The sequence below is a fragment of the Amycolatopsis pigmentata genome (genome assembly GCF_042684065.1).
Classification (GTDB): domain Bacteria; phylum Actinomycetota; class Actinomycetes; order Mycobacteriales; family Pseudonocardiaceae; genus Amycolatopsis_E; species Amycolatopsis_E pigmentata.
This window is the reverse complement of sequence record NZ_JBHUKR010000020.1, coordinates 1-21,333: the sequence shown is the minus strand read 5'-3', so window position 1 is coordinate 21,333 and position 21,333 is coordinate 1. Positions and strand designations below refer to the sequence as shown.

The 21,333-nt window shown below is 67.0% G+C and carries 20 protein-coding genes; 9 read left to right on the top strand and 11 right to left on the bottom strand.

The features are described from left to right. Positions 1 to 5 precede the first annotated feature (5 nt). The 7 genes from ACFSXZ_RS30045 to ACFSXZ_RS30015 form a co-directional block, all read right to left on the bottom strand. Positions 6 to 404, bottom strand: a complete 399-nt coding sequence (locus ACFSXZ_RS30045) for a VOC family protein (protein ID WP_378268716.1) — start codon at positions 402 to 404, stop codon at positions 6 to 8. A 167-nt stretch (positions 405 to 571) separates the two neighbouring features. Further along, positions 572 to 931, bottom strand: coding sequence for a group I truncated hemoglobin (locus tag ACFSXZ_RS30040; RefSeq protein WP_378268715.1), 360 nt, complete (start codon positions 929 to 931; stop codon positions 572 to 574). Continuing rightward, on the bottom strand, positions 918 to 1,532 hold the full coding sequence (locus ACFSXZ_RS30035; RefSeq protein ID WP_378268713.1) for a DivIVA domain-containing protein: 615 nt from the start codon (positions 1,530 to 1,532) through the stop codon (positions 918 to 920). Before ACFSXZ_RS30035 ends, ACFSXZ_RS30040 begins: the two co-directional genes overlap by 14 nt. Positions 1,533 to 1,561: 29 nt before the next feature. After that, positions 1,562 to 2,719: a globin domain-containing protein gene (locus ACFSXZ_RS30030; RefSeq protein WP_378268711.1), complete on the bottom strand. Its 1,158-nt coding sequence runs from the start codon at positions 2,717 to 2,719 to the stop codon at positions 1,562 to 1,564. Between the two features lie 460 nt (positions 2,720 to 3,179). Further along, positions 3,180 to 3,458: a hypothetical protein gene (locus ACFSXZ_RS30025; RefSeq protein WP_378268709.1), complete on the bottom strand. Its 279-nt coding sequence runs from the start codon at positions 3,456 to 3,458 to the stop codon at positions 3,180 to 3,182. Continuing rightward, positions 3,391 to 3,633: a hypothetical protein gene (locus ACFSXZ_RS30020; protein ID WP_378268708.1), complete on the bottom strand. Its 243-nt coding sequence runs from the start codon at positions 3,631 to 3,633 to the stop codon at positions 3,391 to 3,393. Before ACFSXZ_RS30020 ends, ACFSXZ_RS30025 begins: the two co-directional genes overlap by 68 nt. A 501-nt stretch (positions 3,634 to 4,134) precedes the next feature. Continuing rightward, entirely contained in the window at positions 4,135 to 5,916 is a 1,782-nt protein-coding gene (locus ACFSXZ_RS30015) for a gamma-glutamyltransferase family protein (protein WP_378268706.1), read from the bottom strand. A 241-nt stretch (positions 5,917 to 6,157) separates the two neighbouring features. Here ACFSXZ_RS30015 and ACFSXZ_RS30010 point away from each other — a divergent pair, with 241 nt between their 5' ends. The 4 genes from ACFSXZ_RS30010 (at position 6,158) to ACFSXZ_RS29995 (ending at position 10,958) form a co-directional block, all read left to right on the top strand. Beyond that, positions 6,158 to 7,282, top strand: coding sequence for a sugar ABC transporter substrate-binding protein (locus ACFSXZ_RS30010; RefSeq protein ID WP_378268704.1), 1,125 nt, complete (start codon positions 6,158 to 6,160; stop codon positions 7,280 to 7,282). A gap of 97 nt (positions 7,283 to 7,379) precedes the next feature. Beyond that, positions 7,380 to 8,153 (top strand): ATP-binding cassette domain-containing protein, encoded by a 774-nt coding sequence (locus tag ACFSXZ_RS30005; RefSeq protein ID WP_378268702.1) that lies wholly within the window; start codon positions 7,380 to 7,382, stop codon positions 8,151 to 8,153. Positions 8,154 to 8,334: 181 nt separating this feature from the next. Further along, positions 8,335 to 9,753: a sugar ABC transporter permease gene (locus tag ACFSXZ_RS30000; protein WP_378268700.1), complete on the top strand. Its 1,419-nt coding sequence runs from the start codon at positions 8,335 to 8,337 to the stop codon at positions 9,751 to 9,753. Positions 9,754 to 9,785: 32 nt separating this feature from the next. Continuing rightward, on the top strand, positions 9,786 to 10,958 hold the full coding sequence (locus ACFSXZ_RS29995) for an ROK family protein (RefSeq protein ID WP_378268698.1): 1,173 nt from the start codon (positions 9,786 to 9,788) through the stop codon (positions 10,956 to 10,958). 92 nt (positions 10,959 to 11,050) lie between these two features. On the opposite strand, the gene ACFSXZ_RS29990 is transcribed toward ACFSXZ_RS29995, so the two are convergent. From ACFSXZ_RS29990 to ACFSXZ_RS29980, 3 genes are all read right to left on the bottom strand, one after another. Beyond that, entirely contained in the window at positions 11,051 to 11,347 is a 297-nt protein-coding gene (locus tag ACFSXZ_RS29990) for a MoaD/ThiS family protein (protein WP_378268697.1), read from the bottom strand. After that, entirely contained in the window at positions 11,344 to 12,459 is a 1,116-nt protein-coding gene (locus ACFSXZ_RS29985; protein ID WP_378268696.1) for a WD40/YVTN/BNR-like repeat-containing protein, read from the bottom strand. The genes ACFSXZ_RS29990 and ACFSXZ_RS29985 overlap by 4 nt, the downstream gene beginning before the upstream one ends. Positions 12,460 to 12,658: 199 nt before the next feature. Next, positions 12,659 to 13,900: a S1C family serine protease gene (locus ACFSXZ_RS29980; RefSeq protein ID WP_378268695.1), complete on the bottom strand. Its 1,242-nt coding sequence runs from the start codon at positions 13,898 to 13,900 to the stop codon at positions 12,659 to 12,661. A 294-nt stretch (positions 13,901 to 14,194) separates the two neighbouring features. On the opposite strand from ACFSXZ_RS29980, the gene ACFSXZ_RS29975 reads away from it, so the two are divergent. From ACFSXZ_RS29975 to ACFSXZ_RS29955, 5 genes are all read left to right on the top strand, one after another. Next, the gene (locus ACFSXZ_RS29975; protein ID WP_378268694.1) at positions 14,195 to 15,577 is read left to right on the top strand and encodes an MFS transporter; all 1,383 of its coding nucleotides are present in this window, start codon (positions 14,195 to 14,197) and stop codon (positions 15,575 to 15,577) included. 863 nt (positions 15,578 to 16,440) lie between these two features. Further along, the gene (locus ACFSXZ_RS29970; RefSeq protein WP_378268692.1) at positions 16,441 to 16,863 is read left to right on the top strand and encodes a hypothetical protein; all 423 of its coding nucleotides are present in this window, start codon (positions 16,441 to 16,443) and stop codon (positions 16,861 to 16,863) included. Positions 16,864 to 16,972: 109 nt separating this feature from the next. After that, positions 16,973 to 17,383 (top strand): hypothetical protein, encoded by a 411-nt coding sequence (locus ACFSXZ_RS29965; protein WP_378268691.1) that lies wholly within the window; start codon positions 16,973 to 16,975, stop codon positions 17,381 to 17,383. A gap of 60 nt (positions 17,384 to 17,443) precedes the next feature. After that, positions 17,444 to 18,574 carry a radical SAM protein gene (locus tag ACFSXZ_RS29960; protein ID WP_378268689.1) on the top strand — a complete coding sequence of 377 codons (1,131 nt, stop codon included), beginning with the start codon at positions 17,444 to 17,446 and terminating at the stop codon, positions 18,572 to 18,574. Between the two features lie 62 nt (positions 18,575 to 18,636). After that, a complete protein-coding gene (locus tag ACFSXZ_RS29955; protein WP_378268687.1) occupies positions 18,637 to 19,791 on the top strand; it encodes a glycosyltransferase family 4 protein in 1,155 nt (384 codons plus the stop codon). Between the two features lie 422 nt (positions 19,792 to 20,213). On the opposite strand, the gene ACFSXZ_RS29950 is transcribed toward ACFSXZ_RS29955, so the two are convergent. After that, positions 20,214 to 21,333 (bottom strand): styrene monooxygenase/indole monooxygenase family protein (locus tag ACFSXZ_RS29950; RefSeq protein WP_378268685.1); only part of this gene is annotated, 1,120 nt, incomplete at its 5' end.

The window sequence follows — 21,333 nt, the reverse complement described above, 5'->3', positions numbered from 1 at the left end:
CGGCGTCACCCGGGTTCCATCCAGACGACCTCCCACTGGTGTCCCTCGAGGTCGTCGAAGCTGCGCTGGTACATGAAGCCGTGGTCCATCGGCTCCCGAGGCTCGGTCGCGCCGGCCGCGAGCGCGCCGTCGACCAGGGCATCGACCTCCTCCCGGGTTTCGGCCGAGAGAGCGAAGATCGCCTCGACCGCCCGGCTGGCATCGACGATCTCCTTGCCTGGCGCGAAGTTTCCGAAGAACTCGGTGGTCAGCAGCATCACGTAGATCGAGTCGCTGATGACCAGGCAGGCCGCGTTCTCGTCGGTGAACTGCGGGTCGAAGACGTAGCCGAGGCCGGACCAGAAGACCTTGGCCCTGGTCAGGTCCCGCACCGGCAGGTTCACGAAGATGCGCTGGTTGGGCATGCCGAGAGCCTAAAGACCGGCGGGGCGTCTGCAAACTCCGAACGGTGGCGGCCCGCGCGGGCGAGCGGCACCTCCCCCTCCCGTCACCCACCGCCACCCTCAAAGGACGCCCTTCGGGCGGCTGTCTCACCCGCGCGGGTGCTCTTATGAAGCCTGTGCGGCGCGCCTTAGACGGAGGTGGCGACGATGTCCTGGGACAGGGGAGCGATCGCGCCGATGATCTCGTCGACGGTGCCGGCGGGGACACCCGCGTCCGCAAGGGAATCGGCGAGCAGCTTGGCCACCTTGCCGAAGTCTTCCTGGGTGATGCCACGGCCGCGGTGGGCGTCCTTCATCGACAGCCCGTCGTAGTGGTCGGGGCCACCGAGCGCGGCGGCGAAGAACTCCACCTGCTTGCCCTTCAGCCGGTTCATCGGGGACCCGGCGAAGTACCGCGCGAGATCCGGTTCGGCCATGACCCGCTCGTAGAAGTCATCGACCACCGCGATGAGGGCCTCCTGGCCGCCGATCCGCTCATAAACGCTCATGCTGTCCCTTTCTTGGATTTTCGGGCATGCGGGTGAGCTTGTCGATCTCACCCGAGAAGGCGTCGGAGGCCGCCTTCAACTGAACCTGCACCGCATGGCAGAACGCCTGGAGCCAGGCCATGCGGCGCTCCATCTCCTCCAGCTCGGCGGCGTAGCCGGGGCCCGCCTGCTGGCGGTAGGTCTGGGCCGCTTCCTGGGCGGCCACTTCGGCGCGCCGCTGGGCGTCGCCCAGGATGGCCGCCGCCTGCTCCCGTGCTTCCACGGTGACCCGCCGGCAGTGCGCTTCCGCCTGCGCGATGTAGGCCTCGGCCTGAAGCTGCGCTTCGGAAAGCAGGTTGATCGCCTGCACGTCGACCTGCGGCGGGACGGCTCTGCTGGGTTCGATCGCTTCACCGTTGTTGCGGTACCAGTCGCGCAGCCGCTCGACCTCGGCGCGCAGGCGTTCGGCCTCGGCGCGCTGGCGTGAGTTCTCCGCTTCCGAGGCGGCGAGTTCCTCGGCGAGCCTGCGCTGGAACAGTTCCACTTCGCCGGGATCCACTCCGCGGCGGCCGATCGGCGACTTGCTGAAAGTGATGCTGCGGATACGCTCAGGCGTGAACACCCGCCGGAACGGCCGGTCTGCCTCAAGTGTCATAGTCCAAGGTCTTTCTGGGACGAAGCGATCGTGTGAAACGCCGGACCGACCTGGCTGGTGAAGTCCTCGACGTGAATCCGGTGCTCGCCGATCCCGGCGGTGCGCAGCAGATCCATGCCGTCCTTCACCATGGTGGGCGAGCCACAGAGGTAGAACTCCTGGTCGTGCCATTGGCCGTACCGGAGCGCGACCTCGGTGGGGTGGCCTCTGGGGCCGCGGAAGCGCGCGTCGTCGAGCACTGTCGGTACCACGGTCAGATGGGGCAGCGCGCGGTCGAACGCCTTCACCGCCAGATGGTCGTAGAACTCGACGCCGCTCCGTGCGCCGAGGAAGAGGTGCGTCCGGCGCTGGAACCCTTCCTGCGCGATCTGCCCGAGCAGGGCCTTGAACGGCGCCAGCCCGGTGCCGGCGCACATCAGCACCACGTCCTGTTTGTGGTCCAGCGTCAATCCGGTGCCGACCGGTGCGCCGAGTTTCAGCACGTCACCGACACCGGCCGCCTGCACGAGTGCCGTGCTGACCGCACCGCCGTCGATCAACCGGACGTGCAGCTCGATGAGCCCGTCGTCACGGGGCGGGTTGGCGGGGGTGAAGTACCGCCACACCCGCGGCCGGATCTGCGTTTCGAGGGAGAAACTCTGTCCGGGCAGGTAGTGCATCGGCCGGTCGAGGCGCACGGTGAGGACCGCGACCCCGATCGAGCGGCGTTCGTGCCGCACGATCTCGGCCTCCCACCAGGGAGGCGTGTTCTCGGCGGTCTCGTTCGCCGCGGTCAGCATCACCTCGGAGACCAGGCCGTACGCGGCCGTCCAGTCGGCGGCCAGTTCCGGTGTCCAGTCCTCGCCGAGGAAGTGTTCCAGTGTCTTCAGGAGAGCCCCGCCCACTGCCGGGTAGTGCTCGGCCTGGACGGAGAACTTCCGGTGATCACGGCCCAGCTGCTGGAGGAACGGGACCGCGGAGTCGAGGTCGTCCACATTCGACACGACGTGACCGAGCGCGCCGAAGAGCTTGTCCCGCTGCCCGGCCATCGATACCGGAAACATCTCGCGCGTGCCGGGGTTGGCCAGGAACAACGAGGAATAAAAGAATAGCGTGACCTGGCCGCCGAACCCGGCGACCTTGTGCCAGCTCGCCCGCAGGGCCGCCGTATCCATGGGGCGGAAGCATATGGCGAGCATATTTCGCAAGCAAGTACCCACAACGAATCGAAAGACTTTCCCGAACGAACTCGGCACGGTGAGGGGAACTTGCCGACTTCCCGCAACGTTCGACTTACAGTCGCGTAATGTGACCGAAGCGTACTGCTCCGAATGTCGTAGTGGACCGTGGGCGTTTCGGCTCATCACGGGCCATCGAAGGGGCCCTGTGCTCTTGAACTCGCCGCGCCGGAGCGGAAATCCGGCCGAGTTTCGGCGGAAGTATCTCCGGACCGGCCGGTCCGGCGTTACCTTAATCACACACGCGTGGTCACGGACTGCCACTCGTCATTGACTTGTCGTCAGGTTTTGTTCTTGTGAAGCGAGAATGCGTCAGCGGATCGCCATCACGAAAACGCACCCGGTGGTCGCGTTCGGCGGACACGACCACCGGTTCGCCGCCGGCCGGGGATCCGGATCAGCCGGTGATCGTGAGCGGGGCCGGGCCGGTGAGGTGGTAGTCCGCTTCGACGGTGATCGTGTCCGTCGTCTTGATGACCCCGAAGCAACCCTTGACGTTCTCCACCGCCAGTGGCGCCATGCCGCGGGGCAGCGGCACGCTCGAGGTGAACGACAGCACGCCGGTGGTGTTGTCGTACCGCGCCGGCATGTTCCCGGTCACGTCGAACTCACAGCCCGAGGTCGCGGCGTGCACCCGCACCACCCCGGCGTAGCCGGTGCTGAGGCCAGGTGACACCGACCCCGACGGTGTGATCGGTGAGCGTCACCGAGTCGGCGTACCCGGTGATGTGGTTGTCCGGGTTGCCGTTCTTGACTACCAGGCCACCGGCGGCGACGGCCGGGAGGGCGGTCAGCGCCATCGCGGCGCCGGTCGTGGCGGCGGCCACCAGCGCCGCGTTGCGTCCGTGCATGAGATCCCCTGTCCTGGAAATTCTTTTCACGCGCTCCGTCGTTTGAAACGCGAGATTCCCCCTGGGGAACGGTGATTCCCCGGAAACGTGATTATTCACCGGGTTCGAGTGAGCCCGCCGGCGGCGAGCCTAACGCGCTCGCCGGAATCGGTGCGAGGATTTCGTTTTCCGGGTGAAAACGAGGTGCGCCGGTGTCGATTACGGAAAAAGGGAAAGTGAATGTGTCCGGCGGACGGCGAGCGCACGCTCACGCTTCGCGTTCCTACTGTCGAGTAGTCACCGAAATCGTCCTGTGACCGCCCGTTATGTCCTGTTGCTCCGCCTGGAGTGGCTCCAGGGGGAGCAAGGCCCGGCGTTCGTTCGCCGGTTCCGGAAACGGTTTCTTCGCCCGATCCGGCAAAGGCGCGGCCGCGCGGGCGGTCACGCGCGTGATTCGCGGCGGCGGTGCACGGGAAAACGGGCGGGAAATGGCGGGCGATGACCGCCATTTCCCGAGTGGATTCAGCGGCCCGCGGCGTAGCCCTGCATTCCCCGGGGGTTGGCTCCCGCGGACAGCAGGCCGGTCTCCGGGTCACGGGCGACCGCGCACAGCCGGCCTTCGGACCACGGCGCCCCGGTCACCACGCGATGGCCGCGGCGGCGCAACTCGCCGATCGTGTCCTCGCCGATCCTGGACTCGATCACCAGCCGGCCGGGGTGCATCGGCCGCGGATAGAACGAGGAGGGGAAGCCGTCCTGATGCCAGTTCGGCGCGTCGATGGCGCCCTGGAGGTCGAGACCGCCCAGCGCCACCGCGAGGAAGAAGTGCACCTGCCACTGGTCCTGCTGGTCGCCGCCAGGGGTGCCGAAGGCCATGACCGCCTCGCCTCCGCGCAGCGCCAGCGACGGGGAAAGGGTGGTGCGCGGCCGTTTCCCGGGGGCCAGCGAGTTCGGCAGGCCCGGTTGGAGCCAGACCATCTGCAGCCGGGTGCCGAGCGGGAACCCGAGCGCGGGGATCACGGGATTGGACTGGAGCCATCCGCCGCTCGGCGTCGCGGAGATCATGTTGCCCCAGCGGTCGGCCACGTCGACATGGCAGGTGTCGCCCCGGGTCACGCCGTTCATCGCGACGTCCATCGCGACCGTGGGTTCCCCGGCGCCGGGCGGTACGTCGGGACTCGCGCCGGAGAGCACCCGGCGAGTGTGCTCACTCAACCGGGGTTCGCGGCCGTCGGGAGAGCCGGGCCGCAGTTCGAGCGAGGCTTCTTCGCCGACGAGGGTGCGGCGGTGTTCGTTGTAGTCAGGGGAAAGCAGGGTGTCCAGGGACACGTCGGCACTGTCGCCGTACCACGCCTCCCGGTCCGCCATGGCGAGTTTCGAGTTCTCCACAAGGGTGTGCAGGTAGGCGGGGGAGCCGTACTCCAGGCCGTCGGGCAGGAGTGCGAGCTGCTGCAGGAAAGCCGGCCCCTGGCTCCACAGGCCCGCCTTCGCGACGGTCCATCCGTTCCATTCGTAGGTGGCGGGCTGCTCGTAGTGCGCGGAAAACGCGGCGAGGTCGGCTCCGGTGAGCGTGCCGGCGTGCCGTTCGCCGGAACTGTCCATTGTGGACTCTGCAGCCGCCGTGGCCAGTTCTTCCGCGATGAAGCCCTCTCGCCACACCCGGCGAGCGGCATCGATCTGGGTTTCGCGTCCGGGGCCCGCCGCCTCGGCCTCGGCGATCAGCCGCTTCCACGTGGCGGCGAGGGCGGGGTTGCGCAGCAGCCGTCCCGCCTCCGGCGCCTTTCCGTCGCGCAGGTACACCTCGGCGGAGGTGGTCCATTCCGTTTCGAAGAGGTGGCGCACGGTCTCCACGGTCTCGCCGATCCGCCCCACGGCCGGACAGCCTTGCTCGGCGTAGCCGATCGCGTAGGTGAGGACCTCGGACAGCCGCTTCGTGCCGTGGTCCCGCAACAACAGCATCCAGGCGTCGAACGCCCCTGGCACGGCGGAGGCGAGCGGGCCCGTGGCGGGCACGAGATCGAGGCCGAGCGAGGTGTAGTGCTCGATCGTGGCGCCTGCCGGTGCCGGCCCCTGCCCGCACAGGACCCGCGGGTTCGTCCCGGCCGGGGCAAGGATGATCGGGACCTCTCCGGCAGGGCCGTTCAGGTGCGGTTCCGCCACGTGGAGCACGAAGCCCGCGGCGACCGCCGCGTCGAAGGCGTTGCCGCCGTCCTCCAGTACCGCCATCGCGGTGGCCGAGGCGAGCCAGTGGGTCGAGGATGCCATGCCGAAGGTGCCGCGCAGGGTCGGGCGCGTGGTGAACATGACTGGCAGTAAAGCATCTGGTACTCGGCCCGCGGCCGGCGTTTGTCTCACAGCGGAAGCCTTTTCCGGCCGGTCTCGAACCGTGCCCGAGTGATCACCGAGCGGAGCCGTCCGGCGAGGTGAGGGCCCGCGTGTTACCGGAACGTGAACTTCAGGGGCTTCCCGTTGGCGCGGGAGGGTCGTATGTTGTCGTCCACAACATTCGTATGTTGCCGACCACAACATTTCCCAAGGGGACGCAATGAAGCGAACGAAGACCCTTGCCCTGCTGGCCGCGGGCACCAGCCTTGTGCTGGGCCTGTCCGCCTGCGGGGCGAACAGTTCCAGCGGGAACGCCGGCAGTGGCCAGGGTTCGGGTTCCAGCAACAACGGCCCCAAGGTCGGGGTCATCCTGCCGGAGACCGCCACCTCGGCCCGGTGGGCCGGATTCGACGCACCGATGCTGCAGTCCGCGCTGACCAAGGCCGGGCTGAACCCGATCATCGAGAACGCCCAGGGTGACAACCAGAAGTTCTCCCAGTTCGCGGACAACATGCTGACCCAGGGCGTGAAGGTCCTGATCATCGCCGCGCCGAACGGGGATGTCGGCGCGACGGTCGAGGCCAAGGCCAAGAAGCAGGGCGTGCCGGTGATCGACTACGACCGGCTCAACCTCGGTGGCAGCGCCGACTACTACGTCAGCTTCGACAACGTGCGGGTCGGCGAGCTTCAGGGGCAGGCGCTCAAGGACGCGATGGCGAACAAGCCGGGCGGCCAGATCATCGAGATCGAAGGCTCGCCCACCGACAACAACGCCACCCTGTTCCACAACGGGCAGGAAAAGGTGGTCAAGCCGCTGTACGACAGCGGTGCCCTCAAGCTGGTCGCCAGCCAGCAGATCGACGGCTGGGACAACCAGAAGGGCGGCCTGACCTTCGAGCAGCTGTTGTCCGGCAACGGCGGCAAGGTCGACGGCGTGCTCGCGGCCAACGACGGCCTCGCCGGCGCGATCATCACGGTCCTGGCCAAGAACCACCTCGCCGGCCAGGTGCCGGTGACCGGGCAGGACGCGAGCGCCGCCGGGCTCAAGGCGATCCTGCAGGGAAGCCAGTACTCCACGGTGTTCAAGCCGATCCAGGAGGAGGCCGACGCCACCGCGCAGATCGCCGCCGCCCTGGTCAAGGGTGACACCGCGGGCGCCGACGCGATCGCGAAGGACCCCTCGCAGGACCCGAAGGGCAACCGCACGGTCAAGTCGGTGCTCCGGACGCCGCAGTCCATCACGAAGAACAACGTCAAGGTGGTCGTGGACGCCGGTTACATCAAGGCGAGCGAAATCTGCGACACCGACACCGCCGCCGTCTGCAAGCAGCTCGGCATCCAGTAACACCCCAGGGCCACCCGGGCGGCGCGGCCCGGGTGGCCCGCCGGGGCGGGGCCGGAAGGCCCCGCCCCGGGACCGTCCACTGTGGAGGTTCTAGCAAGTGAACGAGCCGGTCCTCGCGTTGCGAGGCGTGAACAAGAGTTTCGGCCCGGTCCACGTCCTGCACGACGTGGACTTTTCGGTGCGGCCGGGCGAGGTGACGGCGCTCGTGGGTGACAACGGCGCCGGCAAGACGACGCTGGTGAAGTGCATCGCGGGGATCTATCCGGCCGACTCCGGGCAGATCCTGTTCAACGGCGAAGAGGTGCAGATCCACAACCCGCGGGACGCGGCCGCGCTCGGCATCGAGGTGGTCTACCAGGATCTCGCGCTGGCGGACAACCTCGACATCGTGCAGAACATGTTCCTGGGCCGGGAACGCCGCAAGCACGGCATGCTCGACGAGGCGTCGATGGAACTCGCCGCGCGCAAGACCCTGGCTTCGCTGTCGGTCCGCACCGTCAAGTCGGTGCGCACGCCGGTGTCGTCGCTCTCCGGTGGTCAGCGGCAGACCGTGGCGATCGCCAAGGCCGTGTTGTGGGACAGCAAGGTGGTGCTGCTCGACGAGCCGACCGCCGCGCTCGGCGTGGCCCAGACCCGGCAGGTGCTCGACCTCGTGCGCCGCCTGGCCGAGCAGGGCCTCGGCGTGGTGCTGATCAGCCACAACATGAACGACGTCTTCGAGGTCGCCGACCGGATCGCGACGCTCTACCTCGGCAGGCTGGCCGCGGACGTGGCCACCAAGGACGTCACCAACAGCCAGATCGTCGAACTCATCACCGCGGGCCGCTCGGGTGATCTCGGTTTGGCGCGGCCCGAAACCGTCGCGGTCTGAGGAGGACCCATGATCGTCTCAATTCGCGGCTGTCGAAGCGACCACGGAGCGCGCCATGGCGGAGCCCCGCTATCGGGTCGGCAGGGTGCCCCTCAACGCCGCGTGACCGGCATTCGCCCGCAGCACCCTGGCGGCTCGATCGCGGTCGCGCGCAAACTCGCGGAGAAATGAGGACCAAGAGATGACCGAGACTCCGCTCAAGGTGCCCTCCGGCGCCGTCTCCGACTTCGGTATCGACACCACCTCCCGGTCCGCCAAGGAAGCGATCGGCGACTACTTCAGCCGCGTCCGGGCCGGCCAACTCGGCGCGCTGCCCGCGCTGCTGGGCCTCCTCGTGCTGGTGGTCGTGTTCACCGCGCTTTCGGAGTACTTCCTCACCCTCGCCAACATCGGGAACCTGTTCGCGCAGGGCGCGGGGCAGACGATCATCGCGATGGGCATCGTGCCGGTGCTGTTGCTGGGTGAGATCGACCTGTCCGCCGGTACCGCCTCCGGCGTCGCGGCGTCGGTGATGGCCCTGCATCTCAAGCTGAACGGCAACCTGCTCAGCGCGATGGGACCGGTGGTGTTCTACGGGTTCATCGTCGGCGCGGTGGTCGCCGCGGGCCTGTGTGCGCTGCTGCGGATCTGGCCGGGCGTGGTGATGTCCCTGGTGGCCGCGGTGATCCTGTTCGCCGGGTTCCCCGCCAACGCCTGGGTGGAAATCGTGCTCGCGGTCTGTGTCGGCACGGTCATCGGCGGCCTGACCGGGGCGCTGGTGTCGAAGATCGGCATCCCGGCGTTCGTGGTGACCCTGGCCCTGTTCATCGCCTGGTACGGCATCATCCTGCAGCTCATCGGCGGCGACGGCACCGTCCCGGTGCGGGACAACCAGGTGCTGTCCGATGTCGCCAACGGCAACCTCAGCGTGGCCGGCAGCTGGGTGATGTTCGTGCTCTTCGGCGGCGGCTACGCGGCGGTCGTGCTGTACCGGCACTTCGCGCGGTTGCGCCACGGCCTGGTCGCCCAGCCGACGGTGCTGGTCGGGGTCAAGGCGGGCGGGGTGCTCGTGGTCGGCGCGATCGCGACCTACCTGTTCACGCTCAACCGTGCGGCGAACCCGGCGCTGGTCACGCTCCGCGGCATCCCCTACGTGGTGCCGATCATCCTGGTCCTGCTCGTGGCGGGCACGTTCGCGCTCGACCGCACCCGCTACGGCCGCCACGTCTACGCGGTCGGCGGCAACCGGGAAGCGGCGCGGCGCGCGGGTGTCAAGGTGGACAAGATCCGGATGAGCGTGTTCGTGATCTGTTCGTCGGTCGCGGCGCTCGGCGGGGTCGTCTACACCTCGAAGGTCGGTGCCGTGGACGGCAACTCGGGTGGCGGCAACACGCTGCTGTTCGCGGTCGGCGCGGCGGTGATCGGCGGCACCTCCCTCTTCGGCGGGCGGGGACGGCTGCGTGACGCGGTGATCGGTGGTCTCGTCCTGGCGACTGTCCAGAATGGTCTGGGGCTCTTGGGATACCAAGCGGCTACAGTGAACATCGTCACCGGCCTGGTCCTGTTGGTCGCGGCCACTGTGGACGCGCTGTCCCGCAAGCGCGCCTCAGCCACAACCTGAACGCGCGGGAGAACAGCAGGGAAGAGCGCAGGTTGTCCAGCCCCTCCACCGCCGGAACGCGGCCGGACGACGTCCGCCGGCACAACCGCGCGGCCCTGCTGCGCCGGTTGCATGTGGACGGACCGGCGACTCGTGCCAAGCTCGCCACCATGCTCGGGCTCAACCGCAGCACGATCAAGGCATTGGTGGACTCACTCGCCGAAGACGGTGTGGTGGAGGAGCGGGTGCCTGCCCAGCGCAGCGGGGCGGGCAGGCCCTCGCTGCTCGTCCTGCCACAGCCACAGGCGGCGGTGGTGCTCGCGGTGGACATCCGGGTCGAGCGCACGGCCATGGCCCTGGTCGGGATCGGCGGGGAGATCCTCGGCCGGGGCAGCTGGAACGTCCGCGAGGGCACCCGGGAGCCGGCCGAGGTGTTCACCAAGATCGTCGACACCGCGGTGCCGCTGATCGAGGAGTTCGCGGTGCGCCCGGTCGCGGTCGGAGTGTCCGTGCCCGGCGTGGTCCGGCACGCCGACGGCTACGTGCACGAGGCGCCGAACCTGCACTGGAGTGACGTTCCGCTGGGCGCCTGGCTTTCCCGGGCGCTCGAGGTGACCGTCCACATGGGAAACGACGCCGAACTCGGCGCGATCGCCGAACAGTTGCGCGGCGCGGCGCGGGGCGCGGACGACATCGTCTACGTCGGCGCCGACGTGGGCGTCGGCGGGGGAGTGATCTCCAACGGCGTCTCGCTGCGCGGCGCGGGCGGGCACCACATCGGCGAGATCGGGCACATGGTCGTGCGGCCCGGTGGCCTGCCGTGCCTGTGCGGCTCCTTCGGCTGCTGGGAGACCGAGGTCGGGGAGCGCGCGCTGTGCCGGGCGCTCGGCATGGACGAGAACTCGCCGGTGGGTGCGATCGTCGCGGAACTGAAGGACATGCCCGCCGCGGCGGTGACGGACCGGCTGGGCGAGTTCACCGAGTGGCTGGCCATCGGGCTGGGCAACGTGGTGAACCTGCTGTGCCCGCAACTGGTCGTGCTCGGGGACCTGTTCGCCGCCCTGCCGCCCGCACTGGTGGCCCAGGTCGAACGGATCGTGCGCGACCGGAGCCTGGTGAGCCGGGCACTCGGCGGTGCCCGGGTGGTGACCTCCTCGCTCGGCTCGGACGCCAAGCTGCTCGGGGCGGCCGAACTGGCCTTCGAATCGGTGCTCGCGGCCTGGTAGACGAACGAGCACAACGGCGCGCCGGGCTGGTGCCACCCCCAAGCACTTCCCCGGTGGACACCAGTCCGGCGCGCCGTCGCGGCACCCCCGGTTCAGCCCCCCGCCATCGCGCCCACGACCAGGAACGGCTCCTTGCCGAGGCGGACTTCTTCGGGCAGCGGGGAATCCGGCTCCTCGTGGGAAAGATCCTCTTCGCAGGCGAAGAACCGGACGAAGGCGCGGCGTTTGCCGGTGACCTGATCACGGATCGTGCCCCGCAGCACCGGATAGCGCGCTTCGAGCGCGTCGAGCACCGCGCGCTGGGTGACCGGCTCCCCGACGGGGAGCGTCACCTCTCCCTCGATGCGCGCGAGGGTCCTCAGGTGGGCGGGCAGGTGGACGTGGATCATGGGAGCGTCTGGACCTCCACCGACAGCACGGCCGGCAGGTCGCGCACGATCGGAGCCCAGCTCTCGCCGGCGTCGGCCGAGGCGTAGACCTGGCCGCCCGTGGTACCGAAGTAGATCCCGCAGTCGTCGAGCGAGTCCACGGCCATCGCGTCGCGCAGCACGTTGACGTAGCAGTTCCGCTCCGGGAGCCCCTTGGTCAGCGGCTCCCACTCGTCGCCGCCGGTGCGGCTGCGGTAGACGCGAAGTGCTCCGTCGAGCGGGAAATGGTGGGAGTCGCTCTTGATCGGCACCACGTAGACGGTGTCGGGCTCGTGGGCGTGAACGTCGATGGCGAAACCGAAGTCGGTGGGCAGGTCACCGCTCACCTCCCGCCACGTCTCGCCGGCGTCGTCGGTGCGCATCACGTCCCAGTGCTTCTGCATGAACAGCACGTCCGGCCGGGAGGGATGCATCGCGAGCCGGTGGACGCAGTGACCGACCTCGGCGTCCGGATCCGGAATGCCCTGCGATTTCAGGCCGTGGTTGATCGGGCGCCAGCTCTCGCCCGCGTCGTCGGTACGGAACGCGCCGGCCGCGGAGATGGCCACGAACATCCGCCCGGGATTCGCGGGATCGAGCACGATGGTGTGCAGGCACATCCCGCCCGCGCCCGGCTGCCACGACGGTGCCGAGGGATGCGTGCGCAGACCCGGGAGCTCGTGCCAGTTCTGGCCGCCGTCACGGGAGCGGAAGAGCGCCGCGTCTTCGACCCCGGCGTAGACGGTGTCGGGATCGTCCGGCGCCGGCTCCAGATGCCACACCCGCGCGAATTCCCAGGGATGGGGTGTGCCGTCGTACCACTGGTGGGTGCCCGGCGTGCCCTCGTAGAGGAACTCCTTGCCGACCGGCTCCCAGTTCTGCCCGCCGTCGTCCGAGCGCTGGATCAGCTGGCCGAACCACGACGTCGACTGCGAGGCGTAGAGCCGGTCGGGCTCCGCGGGCGACCCCGCGATGTGGTAGACCTCCCAGCCCGCGAAATGCGGTCCGCTGATGTCCCAGTGCTCGCGCTTGCCGTCCGCGGTCAGCACGAACGCGCCCTTGCGCGTCCCGACCAGCACCCGTACCCGGCTCATCCTCGCTCCTCGGTGAAGTCGTCCGTGCCTGGACTGCGCCGTTGGTTGTCAATCCGACGGCAGCCACGGCGGAAACGAGTGTCTGCAAGCGCTTCGGTTGCGGACCGCCTCCGCCTACTTTCGGTCGGATTGCCAACTTAGGTCGCCACGCCGCCGGATGTCTTCTCCAATCTTGCGCAGTGCGCGCCACGGAGCCGTTTTATCCGACCGGGCCTTCGGCCAGCGTCGTGGTGACGCTCTGGCTGCTGCCAGCCTGGTCGACCCAGGTGATCGTGATCCGGTCCCCGGGGTGGTGGGTGTCCATCACGTTCGTCAGCGAGGTGGCGGAGTCGACGGACTGGCGGTCGATGCCGGTGATCACGTCACCGGGGGACAGCCCGGCCCCCTCGGCCGGACCACCGCGGACGAGCTGACGGACGGCCGCGCCCTGTCCCTGGCCTTGCCCTTGGCCCTGGGCCTGCCCCGTGTCGGTCACCGTGACGCCGAGGAACGCCGACCGGCCGATGTGCACGGTGTCCGACGCGCTGCCGCTCTCGATCTGGTGGGCGATCGCCAGCGCCTGGTTGACCGGGATCGCGTACCCGGTCCCGCCCGCGGTGCCCCTGCTGCCCTGGCCGCCGCGCGGGCCGAGCTGGTAGCCGGTGGAGGCGGCGGTGTCCATGCCGATCACCTCGCCGGAGCTGTTCACCAGCGGCCCGCCCGAATCACCGGACTCGATGTCGGCCTTCACCTGGATCAGCCCGGTCAGCTGTTCGGAGCTGCCGCTGGATTCGTCGGACGCGGTGATCGACTGGCCGAGCGCGGTGACGGTGCCGGCCGCCACGCTCGGCGTGCCCCCGGTGCCGCCGGCGTTGCCGATGCCGGCCGCGGCGTCCCCGACGGCGACCTTCGAGGAGTCGCCCGTGGTGACGGTCTGCAGCCCCGAGGCGCCCTGGAGTTTGATGACGGCGACGTCTTCGGAGCGGTCGTAGCCGATGACCGTGGCGGAGTAGGTGCGGCCGTTGCCGATGTCGGTCGCCTGGATCCGGGTCGCGCCTTCGACCACGTGGTTGTTGGTCAGCACTTCGCCGTCGCCGGTGAGCACCATGCCCGTCCCGGCGGCCTCGCCACCGGCGTAGCCGAGTGTGGTGTTGATGTCCACCAGGCCCGGACTGACCTTGCCCGCGACGGACTGGGTGTCCAGCGACTGCGGGGCGCTCTGCCCGCTGCCCGGCCTGTTGAACGGCGACCACGCCCGCGACTGGCTCGGCCCGCCGTGACCGGGTCCCACGAAGAAGACGACGGTCGCGACCAGCGCGGTCAGGGTGATCGTGCCCAGCACGAAGTACATCAGGCGCACCGCGATGCTCCGCCGTCGTGGTGGTGGCGGGGGCGGGTAGTAGGGAGACTCGTACGGCCACGGGTACGGCCGGTTCTCGGGCGGCGGGAACTGGTGGCTCATGTCTTCCAGTAGACCCCTTCGGGCTGAGAACCGCCTGCAGCGGAACCGTGAATCACCTGAGAGACCGTGAGATTTGCACACGGCGAGAAACCCGCGGTCGTTACGGCCGGCGCGGTGACCAGGGCGAAGCCACAGCGTGGCAGCGGTCCGCGGGCGTCGGTGACGGACGGGCACGCCGTGGTGACGGAACGGAACAGCCGGTTTCTTGACGCGTCCGCCACCGTCGGAATACGTTCGGTGAGATCTTTTCGCCGAAGTAGTTCTGTGGGGAACTACCAAAGGTTGGGAGCGACAATGACGTCCGCTCGTGCCGAGCTCCAGGACCTTTCCGATCGCGCGGTGGCCCACGTGCTCCGCACGCACGGCACCGGCGCGGGCCGCCGGTCCGGCTGGCTGATGATCTCCACCATCCTCATCGAAGCCTGGGACCTTTACTCGATCTCGTTCATCCTGGTGTTCCTCAAGGCGCAGTACAACCCCGGCTGGCTGCTGCTCGGCCTGACGTCGGCCGCGGTGCAGGCGGGCGCCGTGGTGGGCGCGCTGTCCGGCGGCTGGCTCGCGGACAAGTTCGGGCGGCGGCCGGTGTTCCTCACCACCATGGCCGCGTTCGTGGTGCTCGCGCTCGCCCAGTCGTTCGTGCCGAACCTGTGGTGGCTGGTGGGGGTCCGTTTCCTGCTGGGCATCCCGCTCGGCAGTGACATCGCCACCGCCTACACCTACATCATGGAGTCGATGCCCCGGAGCAAACGCGAGGTGATGGGCAGCCGGTGGCAGGGCATGTTCGGCATCGGCGAGGTGCTCGCCATCATCGTCGTCACCATCATGTACGTCTCCGGTATGGACCACGAGTTGCTGTGGCGGATCGCGCTCGGCCTGGGCGCGCTGCCCGCGCTGGCCCTGCTGCTGGGACGGCTGGGCATTCCCGACACTCCGCTTTCGCTGATCCAGCGAGGCCGGTTCGCGCAGGCCAAGAAGGTGTCGATGGAGATGTTCGGCGACCCGCTGGACATGCTGCCCGGCACCGACCACGACCTGCCCCGCCCGCGGACCCGGGACTTCCTGGCCGACCTGTGGTCCGACCACACCCGCCGCCGCGCCACGATCTTCGCCTGGATCTCCAACGCCATGCAGGGCGCGGAGTTCGCCACCTTCGCCTTCTACCTTCCGGTGATCTTCGTGGTGGCCGGGGTGTCCGGTATCCGGGACACGAACTTCCTCTCCGCCGCGATCTACACCGTGGCCACGATCAGCGGTTTCGTCGGGCCCGCGATCCTGCCCCGCATCGGCCACAAACGGCTGTCGATGTGGGGGTTCGGCACCGCCTTCGCCGGCCTGTGCGCCGCCGCGCTGTTCCTCGGCGTCGGCTGGAACGCCGTGGTCCCGCTCGCGGCGGCGGTCCTGCTGTGGGGGCACTACTGGGCGGCGTCCAACGGGATGACGGTGGCCTCGATGATGGCGCCGACCCGGTACAAGGCGACCGCGTCGGGATTCGCGTACCTCTTCGTGAAGATTCCGTTGTTCTTCACGATCTTCTTGTTCCCGTCGCTGTTCGACGCCTGGGGCGTCCCGCTGGCCACGCTGTTCGCGGCGGTGTTCTCGCTGATCGGCTGGCTCGGCGCCCGGTTCGTGCTGCCCGAAGTCCACGGTTACGTGGAAAGCGCAGCCGCGACGGAATGACTCCTGTCGAGCCTCTGGTGTAGTCGGCCGCGTGTTTCGGGAATTTCCCGTTCTTGTTCGGTGTGTGTGGTCGCCGCTCACGACAAGGACGGGTTCGCTTGCCCGATGTCATCCTTGAAGTATGGCGGCAATACGGCCGTCCATCTATTCGGAGGTGAATTGACGGCCTGAGGATCTGTGTACGGATTGCAGCCGACGTGATTTTCTCACGATTGCCCCCACCGATCCGTTGAATCGTCAGAGGCTATTTGCCTGCGGTCGAGCTCTGCCTCGGCGAAAGACGCCGAGGTGATCTTGAGGATCTCGTCCGCCTGCCGCGATTCAGGCACCTCGCGTTCCCGTTCGGCGATCCGCGGTATCGTCACTGTCCCGGGGCGCATCGGTTCCAGGTTCGCTCCACGATACTGTCGGGTGCGGTCCAAAGGACGCCACCAGATCGTCCCCGGAGACACGACAGGTTTCCTGGCAACCGGCAAGGCCGCGGATCCGAGACTTCATTCCGCTGCGCCACGAACAGCGGCGGCATCACCGAGCGCCGCGGCCTTGCCCGGCCCATTGCGCCTGGCCGCCGATTCTGACCCACAACGAGCCGCCACATCGGCACGGCGCGGATCACAACCGATACTTCTAAACGGCATTGGTTACGTCGCGGTGATTATGCGAGCGGGCGCGATGAACGGTTCATCCGGCTCGCCGTCACAGTCGCCAAATACACGTTCGGTTATCATCCGAAAGGTAAACGTGGCTTGCCAGGCCACACGGACGCGTGCGATCCTTGGCGAAACTGCGGACGGGACTCGATCGTCGGCTGTTCACCATCCAGGAGAAAACACTCGAATCAAAGGCGGAGGGCGCTCGCGGTCATGAACGAGGAAGCGGAAACAGCCCCGGATTCCGCCTCGCAGCCTGATCCGGACGCTCACCCCGTACCGAGCGGGCCGTCCACGCCACCTGGTGGCTACAGCCTCGAAACGGTCGACGTCACACGGCTTTCCGAAATCCTCACCCGGACCGGGGGTGAAGAACCCACCACCAGAGTCCTCGGTGAGGCCATCATCAAGGCTCTCATCACCGATATTCTGAGAGCGAAACTGGGATTTACGGCAGCATATTGGCAGGACGGCTGGGGGCGAGAAACGAGCTGGGGCCGGGGATGGGACAGAAACACTCCCACCAGGCCCCTTCCTGAGGTGAGCAAAGTCGTGAACCGGCTGATCGCCAACGTGAGCCTTTCAGCCGACGAACTGGAGGTCATCAAGCAACTGGACATCAACCTGGAGGAATGACGCCTGACGTCGCGTGGCGGCAGAAAAGTTGTCGTCTTCTGCCAGCGCGTCTTCCCCTGTTCGTCACCAGCGAAGCAGGCACTGGAACCGCACGGGAGGTGCGCAGAAGATGAATGAAGAAAGGGCCCCGCGGCACGGTCCGGATCCTCCCTCCGTACCGAGTCTGCCGTCTACGCCACCTGGTGGCTACAGCCTCGAAACGGTCGACGTCACACGGCTTTCCGAAATCCTCACCCGGACCGGGGGTGAAGAACCCACCACCAGAGTCCTCGGTGAGGCCATCATCAAGGCTCTGATCACCGATATTCTGAGAGCGAAACTAGGGTACAGTGATTCGGGACTACAGGTGTTCGGCCACGAATGGCGCCAGTCCTGGGACCGCATCAATCACTGGGAAAGGGTTGTCGTCACGGCACTTCCCGAGGTGAGCAGGGTTATCCGACGCCTGGTCGCCAAGGTAAGCCTTTCCGCGGACGAACTCGAAGTCGTCAAGCGGCTGGACATAGACCTCAGGGAATGATGGTGGTCCCGCGGATCAGGCGAAAATAACGGCGAGGGCACAGAAAGATAGGGCAGATTATTGCGGCAGCCATCACTTACCCTGATCGTCAAGACCAGCAGCGCCTGCAACATGGCCTGTTCCTATTGCGACGCGGACATTTACTCGCGTCGGCGGATGCCCTTCGAAGTGCTGGCCAGCCTGACCGCCAAAGCTCTGGGAACCGGACGGCCCGCGCAATTTATCTGGCACGGCGGCGAACCTCTCTTGCTCGGGCAGGAATTTTACCGGAAGGCCCTCTGGTTGCAGGAGCACTACCGGCGGGAGAACCAGTTCGTCTCCAACTCGATCCAGACCAACGCCACCCTGCTGAACGACGAATGGATCGACATTTTCGATGATGGGAACTTTTCGGTCGGGGTGAGCCTCGATGGTCCGGCGGAGCTCCACGACAGCAACCGGGTGCTCCGCAATGGGACCGGCACGTTCCACAAAGCCATGCGCGGTATTTCGCTGCTGAAAGCCCGGAACCAGCGGTTCGGTGTCCTGGCCGTGGTGACCGAAGAAACGATAAAGCTGGGCGCGCGTAAATTCTTCGATTTCTATCTTGACAATGGACTGACAGACATCGCCCTGCTCTCCCTCAAGCCGGTATTGATAAAAGGTGGTAAGGGTCACCTGCCGCGAGAGAGTAGCAGTCATTCCGAATTCGTCAATGACATTTTTGATATATGGTACGAGATGGACGACCCAGGGGTCCACATTCGGGATTTCGAGTCCATCATGCGCGTCCTCCTCGGCGGCGAACATTCGATCTGCCTGCTGGCCGGCCAGTGCATTGGGCAGGATTTCGCGATCAACTTCAACGGCGACTTCTACCACTGTGATGAATTTATGACGGACTCGGATTACCGCTTGGGCAACATAGTCGAACACGACATGAAGACCTTGCTGGAGGGGTCACGGATAAAGGCGCTGATCAAGTCCGAAGAAGCGAACCTGCGCAACCTGACGTGCAACTGGAAGTCGGTGTGCAATGGTGGCTGCCCGAAGGATAGGTACGTGGCCGCACGGCTGGGCGGCGGTGGCCCGGTGCTGTGCTGCGGATATGCCAACCTTATCGAGCACATCTCCGCGAGGATCATTGAGAACCCTCAGGTAGCCAGGTTGAAACTAGGACACCCGGCCGGGCTCGGAACTGGTCGCGCGTGAGACGACTTCTTCTTATAGCGCAGAACAGCAGCGAACTCGGTACGATCTGCCGGAATTACCCGGTGGAGACCATCGACTGGCCCGAATCGGGGGTGTACGGTCGCGAGTCGCCGACGGCCATCGCGTCGGCGTGCTCGGGCGTCGGGGAGCTTTCGGAGGTCGACTGCGTCATCTGCGAAAACCTCTCATCGGCCCCGGTGATGTTCCAGCTCAGGCGGCAAGGTTATTCGGGGCCAGTAGTCGTGATCCCGCACGTGAACCCCTACCCGACCAGGAATTTCGTGCACGCGTTGCTCTGGTCTGGCTTGTGGGGTCCTCGTGATGTTGTGGTTGCCGGTTCGCCGGTGACCGCACGGCGGTACGAGTCACTGTTCGGTATGCGGTCGGAGCCGATGCCGACTTACGGTGTGGACGAATCGGTCTATCTACGTCGGGACAAGGATGCCGCACGTAGCAGGTTCGGACTTTCCGGCGCGCCTTTGATGCTTTACACGGGGAGATTGGCGCCGGACAAGAACATCGGCGCGCTCATCGCGACGTACCGCTCGGTGCGACGATACATTCCCGAGGTTGAGCTGGTCATGGCCGTCCGTTTCGTGGACGTTCATTACAAGAGCCGCCTGGGTGCACTTGCCGACGTGAAGATCCTGGATAATCTCTCCCCGCCGGAGTTGGCGGATCTGTACTGCGCGGCGGATGTCTTCCTCTCCTGCGCCACGAGTTATCATGAGACATTCGGAATGTCGCCGCTGGAGGCGATGACGTGCGGCTGTCCTGTGGTTCTGCCCGACTGGGACGGATTCCGTTCCTATGCGCGGGGTGACGGCCACCGTCTGGTGCCGGTGAACTTCCTGACCGAGCCGGTGTACGACCGTTGGTCGTACGCGATGGCCGATCTTTCCGCGACGGTGCGAGCGTGCGTAGATGTTCTCATCACCCAGCCACGTGCGGACCCAGCCCCGAAACAGTGCACGCGGACATGGTTCGAATCTCGCTTCAACGGACTCCTGCTGGAAACACTGGATGGCACCGGCTCGGCGCGGCGCGGACAAGAACGCAAGTCCGGGCGACTCGATCCCTTACTCCGGGAAGCAGCCGAGCACCTATCGCTCAACGGCATCGAAGAAATTTTCAGACTGGCCACCTGCAGCGAGGCGGAGTTGCCCATGCTGACCGGCGAAATATGCAGGAATTTGTATATCGCGCTGTACGGGTAGCATTCACCGGCACGGCCGATGGCACTGAAAACTGCCTGACAGAGTTTGATGTTGGTCAGTCGGCGATGGCGCACCAGCGACGGAGGAATGCTTCGTGGATGTCGTGTCGATGTGACGCCGGCCGAGTGGACCTGTTTGCCGGTAGGTGTCGTGGTCGTAGGCACGGTCGGCAAGCACACCGTGTCCGGTCGTCGTCGTGGACGGCCGCGGCGGCCGCGCACGGTCGACCAGGTTCGGCCGGGTTGTGGGCTAGCTTTCATCGGCCGGACACCCGAGCCGTCGATCACCACCCTCGGCCAGGCGGCTGGCACGCGGCCGTTCAACCGGCCAGCAGGTTTCATGCAACCGCCTCCAGACCCGGCCCGTCCCGTGGATTCCTTCGCTAAGAGGAGAAATCTTTGCCAGGTCGGCGGAAAAGCGATTCAGGACGATGAGGCGGCCGGGGCCGGTGCGGCTCCGGCGCCGGCCAGGAAGGCGCGTGCCTTTTCCGGCTCGTAGAGCCAGTCCGCGAGTGACGGCGGATGGTTGAAACCCTCGACGAAGGCCTTGGCCACCTTTTCGTTGGTCTGGGCCGCGCACAGGACTTCGAGACCGTGCGGCGGCAGTTGTGACGCGATGGTGGTCGTGAGCTTCGCGACGTGCCGCGCGTAGTCCCAGAACCGTTCGAAGGTGGCCTGCATCCAACCCGGATCGAACGGGCGGCTCCCGCGTTCGAGGATACTGTCCAAATAATACTGTGCGCATTTGGCGGCGCTGTTGGAACCCTGACCGGCCGCGGGGTCGTTGATCGTGACGACGTCGGCCATGCCGAGTACGTAGGCGCCGGAGGGCAGGCGGCCGACGGGTTTGCGCACCGTGGGCGTCACGGCGCCGGCGAGGGTGCCACGGGAGTCGGTCAGTTCGGCGTCGCGGCAACGCTCGTATTCCCACGGAAGGTACTGCCGCAGGAGATCCAGTTGCCGGCACAGTTGCTCGGCGGGGGAGGGCCGGTCGCGGAACGCGTCGAAGGGGCCGCCTTGGACAGCGGAGAGATAGAGGATGTCGCAGGCGCCGGACCTGGTGTAGGCGGGAATGTTGAGCAAGGTGCCCACCCCCGGCACGATGTTGATCCAGATGTCGGTGGCGCCCGGGCGTTCGGTGCGTGATTTCACGCCGTGCACATAGGTGGCGGACGACATCCGTAAGGGTTTCGAGTGCACCGACCGCTGCGGATCGCGGTCGAAGAGCTGGGCGATTTCGCCTTTGCCCGCGGCGACGATCACCAGGTCGTACAGTGCCGCGAGAGCATTGAGATCGGCCGTGGTCGCACCGTGGATGACGACCTTCCCGCCGCATTTCTCGAAGCGTTCCAGCCAGAGCGCCATTTTCACCCGCTGGTCGACCGATTGTGCCGGGCCGTCGTCCCACGAAGCGATCCAGTTCAGGGCGCGGTTGCCTTCGGGGCCTGCTATCGAGACGCCAAGGCCGCCTATTTCGGGTGCGACGTGGTCGAAGAAGTTGAGGCCGTGGTTGCGTTCGAGGGTGAGGGCGTTGTGGAACATG

Bases quoted from the DNA above. Each gene is read 5' to 3' on its own strand.
- ACFSXZ_RS30030 (WP_378268711.1), bottom strand. From the start codon at position 2,719: ATGGATACGGCGGCCCTGCGGGCGAGCTGGCACAAGGTCGCCGGGTTC.
- ACFSXZ_RS29965 (WP_378268691.1), top strand. From the start codon at position 16,973: ATGAATGAAGAAAGGGCCCCGCGGCACGGTCCGGATCCTCCCTCCGTA.
- ACFSXZ_RS29975 (WP_378268694.1), top strand. From the start codon at position 14,195: ATGACGTCCGCTCGTGCCGAGCTCCAGGACCTTTCCGATCGCGCGGTG.
- ACFSXZ_RS30010 (WP_378268704.1), top strand. From the start codon at position 6,158: ATGAAGCGAACGAAGACCCTTGCCCTGCTGGCCGCGGGCACCAGCCTT.
- ACFSXZ_RS30000 (WP_378268700.1), top strand. From the start codon at position 8,335: ATGACCGAGACTCCGCTCAAGGTGCCCTCCGGCGCCGTCTCCGACTTC.
- ACFSXZ_RS29985 (WP_378268696.1), bottom strand. From the start codon at position 12,459: ATGAGCCGGGTACGGGTGCTGGTCGGGACGCGCAAGGGCGCGTTCGTG.
- ACFSXZ_RS30015 (WP_378268706.1), bottom strand. From the start codon at position 5,916: ATGTTCACCACGCGCCCGACCCTGCGCGGCACCTTCGGCATGGCATCC.
- ACFSXZ_RS30020 (WP_378268708.1), bottom strand. From the start codon at position 3,633: ATGCACGGACGCAACGCGGCGCTGGTGGCCGCCGCCACGACCGGCGCC.
- ACFSXZ_RS30040 (WP_378268715.1), bottom strand. From the start codon at position 931: ATGAGCGTTTATGAGCGGATCGGCGGCCAGGAGGCCCTCATCGCGGTG.
- ACFSXZ_RS29980 (WP_378268695.1), bottom strand. From the start codon at position 13,900: ATGAGCCACCAGTTCCCGCCGCCCGAGAACCGGCCGTACCCGTGGCCG.
- ACFSXZ_RS29990 (WP_378268697.1), bottom strand. From the start codon at position 11,347: ATGATCCACGTCCACCTGCCCGCCCACCTGAGGACCCTCGCGCGCATC.
- ACFSXZ_RS29970 (WP_378268692.1), top strand. From the start codon at position 16,441: ATGAACGAGGAAGCGGAAACAGCCCCGGATTCCGCCTCGCAGCCTGAT.
- ACFSXZ_RS30045 (WP_378268716.1), bottom strand. From the start codon at position 404: ATGCCCAACCAGCGCATCTTCGTGAACCTGCCGGTGCGGGACCTGACC.